Source organism: Streptomyces sp. NPDC020362 (assembly GCF_040642095.1).
Classification (GTDB): Bacteria; Actinomycetota; Actinomycetes; order Streptomycetales; family Streptomycetaceae; genus Streptomyces.
On sequence record NZ_JBFAET010000389.1, the window covers coordinates 1 to 3,722 of the forward strand.

Sequence of the window (3,722 nt, forward strand, 5' to 3'; positions counted from 1 at the left end):
GGGTGCGGGCCCGTCAGTCAAGCCCATTTCTGCGCAGGTAGGCTCCCGCGCGCGCGGCTGCCGCCGCGGCCTCGGCGGCCCGGTCGGCAGCCGCTTCGTCCAGGCGCCCGCCGCCGGTCAGCAGGCGGTAGTAGAGGGGGGCGGAGACAGCACGGATCACCTCGTGGGTGTCGGTGCCTTCGGGCACCTCGCCCCGGTCGACGGCCTGCTGGACGCAAGGGGCCCACTCCTTGACGCGGATGTCGTAGAAGTGATGAAGGGCCTCCGCCGTCTTCGCTTCACAGGTGGCGGCGGCGATCACCGCCTTGAACAGCGCCCCCTGCCGCGGGTCGGCCAGGGTGCGCTGCACAAGTCGCGCGTTGGCCTTGAGGTCGCCGAGCAACGAGCCGGTCTCGGTACGCGGCAGCGACTGCTCCGCCATGTCCGTCAGCAGGTCGGCCACCAAGGCGGTCACTGTCCCCCAACGGCGGTAGACCGTCGTCTTGCCCACTTCGGCACGGCGCGCGATGTCGGCGAGGTCCAGGTGGGCAAAGCCCTGCTCGGCCAGGGTGTCCCCGGCCGCCTGCAGCACCGCCGCCCGCACCCGCGCCGTGCGCCCACCGGGCCGAACGGTGCCCGGCCTCGTCTCCTCCGAACCCATAACGGGACCCCAGTTTCGTTTATCGCATCCGCGAGCTATCCTGAGCCCACAGACTAACGGAACCTTGGAACCGTTAGCGAGTCGGATGAAGAGACGAGGAGCGGTCATGGAATACAGGCGGCTGGGTGCATCCGGGCTCAAGGTCCCCGCGCTGAGCTTCGGCGCCGGCACCTTCGGAGGCCGAGGACCGCTGTTCGGCGCCTGGGGCACCACCGACGCGCGAGAGGCGCGCCGCCTCGTGGACATCTGCCTGGACGCCGGGATCACGATGTTCGACACCGCCGACGTCTACTCGGGCGGCGCGTCCGAGGAGGTGCTGGGCGAGGCGATCAAGGGCCGCCGGGACCAGGTGATCGTGTCCACCAAGACCAGCCTGCCGACGGGTGACGGCCCGGGCGATGCGGGCTCCTCCCGGTCACGCCTGATCACCGCGTGCGAGGACGCGCTGCGCCGGCTCGGCACCGATCACATCGACCTGTTCCAGTTGCACGCCTTCGACGCCGGCACGCCGGTCGAGGAAACCCTGTCCGTGCTCGACGATCTCGTCCGCGCAGGAAAGGTCCGCTACCTGGGGGTCTCCAACTTCTCCGGCTGGCAGGCGATGAAGTCCCTCGCGATCGCGGACAAGTGCCGCCACCCGCGCTACGTCGCGCATCAGGTCTACTACTCCCTGATCGGCCGCGACTACGAGTGGGAACTGATGCCCCTCGGACTCGACCAGGGCCTCGGGGCGGTCGTCTGGAGCCCGCTCGGCTGGGGACGGCTCACCGGCAAGGTGCGCCGTGATCAGCCGCTCCCCGCCGGCAGCCGGCTGCACCAGACCGCCGACTACGGCCCGCCGGTCGAGGACGAGTACCTCTACCGCGTGGTCGACACCCTCGACGAGATCTCACAGGAGACCGGCAAGGCCGTCCCGCAGATCGCCATCAACTGGCTGCTGCAGCGGCCGACCGTCTCTTCCGTCATCATCGGCGCCCGCAACGAGGAGCAGCTCCGACAGAACCTCGGTGCCGTCGGCTGGACACTTACGCCCGACCAGATGGCGAGACTCGACGCGGCGAGCGGCAAGGCGGCGCCCTACCCGTACTTCCCCTACCAGCGCCAGGAAGGCTTCGCCCGCCTCAACCCGCCGGTGGTCTGATCCCACACCTCGGGCTGCCGCCCGTGGTCCGACCCCACGCCTCGGACTGCCGCCCGTGGTCCGACCGCAGCGACAGGGCCCCGATCCCACGCGATGCACTGCGCGGGCAGGAGCCCTGGAGCGCCGCCGGGGCCGGACACGGCTTCGGCCGAAGCGGTGCGACGCGATCCGCACCCCCGGGTACGCACGGCGCCCCGCTCCTCTACGTCTGCGGTCAGCTGAAGACGACGGACCGAACCTTCAGGGCCTCGTTGCCGTACCCGATGCGCGGGTGCAGCGTGAAGGAGTCTCCCGTGCAGTTCGGCTCGGTGTAGACCGTCGCGAACGCGTCGGTCCCGTTGCGCGGGGAGTGGGCCGGGGAGCCGACTGCGGGATCCGCGACCTCGGGAAGGGTGATGCACTTCCTGCTCCCCGGGGCTTGAAGTGCCGCGGTCCTGGGGGCGCCGTCCGGGCCCGCGTAGGTGTACTGGAACTGTCCCACCGCGGCGGAGGCGGAGGAGGGGACGGTCAGGACCAGGACGAAGGCGCCGAAGGCGGCGGCTGCGGCATTGCGGAGACGCATGGAAAAGGTGTCCCTTCACACAGAGCTATGGAGTGCGGGAGCCACCCTTCCCGGAACTTGTCGTCCTGGGTGGTGCGCCGGTCGGTGAATCGATCCGACATCATCCGAACGGCCCAACCGAAGTGACGGCTCCGCAGGCCGGCAGCGAATCCGCGGTCCAACGCATGCAGGCCGTGCACCGCCTGCGGCCGACCCGTGCACACAGGCCTGTCACATTCGGCCAAGCCCCCGGACGGCTCCCAGGCCCCATTCCATAAAGGCGACTTGAGGAATACTCAACAAATGCTTATGGAAAGAGGGTCTGATGTGACAGTCGTCTCCGGCCCGAAGGGAACCGAAGGCGGCCTCCGCTCGTCCGCTCGCGCACCGAAGCCCCCTGCTCACATGGCCAGTTAGCGCAAGCACGTCCCGAATATTGAGATATCCTTCCGATCCGGACGCCCTCCCCGTCGTGGGCGCACCGTTGATTCACATCGTCAACGACAAGGCCTTCCTCCATTCCGGAGCGCGGCCCCACTCGTCGTACCGCCGTCGGCCTTTCCCTTCCGACGGTTCACGCCTTCGAGCAGGAATCGATGCCCGTTCAACCAATCGCGGAGCTCATACGCTTCGCGCGCCACAATTCGCCTTTCTACCGTGAGCTCTACGCTCATCTGCCCAGTCATGTGGCCCACCTCACGGATCTTCCGGTGGTGCCACAGGCGCACTTCTGGCGAGCCAACTCCCCCCGCGACAACAGACTGCTGACCGCACCGCTCCACGAAGCGGCCGTCTTCCGCAGTGGCGGCACCACGGGTTCGCCGAAGTTCTCGTACTACACGCGTACGGAATGGCGGGAGTTCACCACGGCGTTCGGCGCCGGACTGGTCAATGCCGGGCTGCGCCCGGGCCACCGGGTCGCCGATCTGTTCTACGCGGGTGACCTGTACGCGAGTTTCAGCTTCATCCTGGACTCGCTGCACCGCTCCCCGGTGGCCAACGTCCGCCTCCCCATCGGAGGCGCGGCGCCCTGGGAATCCACGGCGGCCACCCTGGAGGAGTTCCAGGCCCAGGTCGTCGCGGGAACACCCACCACCCTGTGTTCCCTCGCCGAGCGCCTCACCTGCGCCGGCCGGTCGCTCCCGGACGTGGAGCTGCTGTTCTTCGGCGGTGAGTGCCTCTTCAGCGACCAGCTTCCCCTGCTTGCGCGCGCGTTCCCGAAGGCGCAGGTCCGGTCGCTGGGCTACGCAAGTGTGGACGCCGGGCTGCTCGGGAAGGCGGTGCCCGGCAAAGACCCGCGTGTGCACCGCGTGTTCACCCCGTACACGGTGGTCGAGATCCTCGACGAGGAGACCGACCTGCCCCTCGCCGGCGACGGCGTACCCGCGCGGCAGGTCGTC

The 3,722-nt window shown here is 69.1% G+C and carries 3 protein-coding genes and 1 pseudogene; 2 read left to right on the top strand and 2 right to left on the bottom strand.

The features are described 5' to 3' along the window. Positions 1–13: 13 nt before the first annotated feature. Entirely contained in the window at positions 14–640 is a 627-nt protein-coding gene (locus tag AB0H32_RS47320) for a TetR/AcrR family transcriptional regulator (protein WP_361135631.1), read from the bottom strand. A gap of 106 nt (positions 641–746) precedes the next feature. Between AB0H32_RS47320 and AB0H32_RS47325 the strand changes: the two genes are divergently transcribed. Beyond that, positions 747–1,781, top strand: coding sequence for an aldo/keto reductase (locus AB0H32_RS47325; protein WP_361135634.1), 1,035 nt, complete (start codon positions 747–749; stop codon positions 1,779–1,781). Between the two features lie 214 nt (positions 1,782–1,995). On the opposite strand, the gene AB0H32_RS47330 is transcribed toward AB0H32_RS47325, so the two are convergent. Then, entirely contained in the window at positions 1,996–2,343 is a 348-nt protein-coding gene (locus AB0H32_RS47330; protein ID WP_361135637.1) for a hypothetical protein, read from the bottom strand. A 692-nt stretch (positions 2,344–3,035) separates the two neighbouring features. Here AB0H32_RS47330 and AB0H32_RS47335 point away from each other — a divergent pair. Beyond that, positions 3,036–3,722 (top strand): annotated as a pseudogene (locus AB0H32_RS47335) (phenylacetate--CoA ligase family protein); the annotation flags it as partial.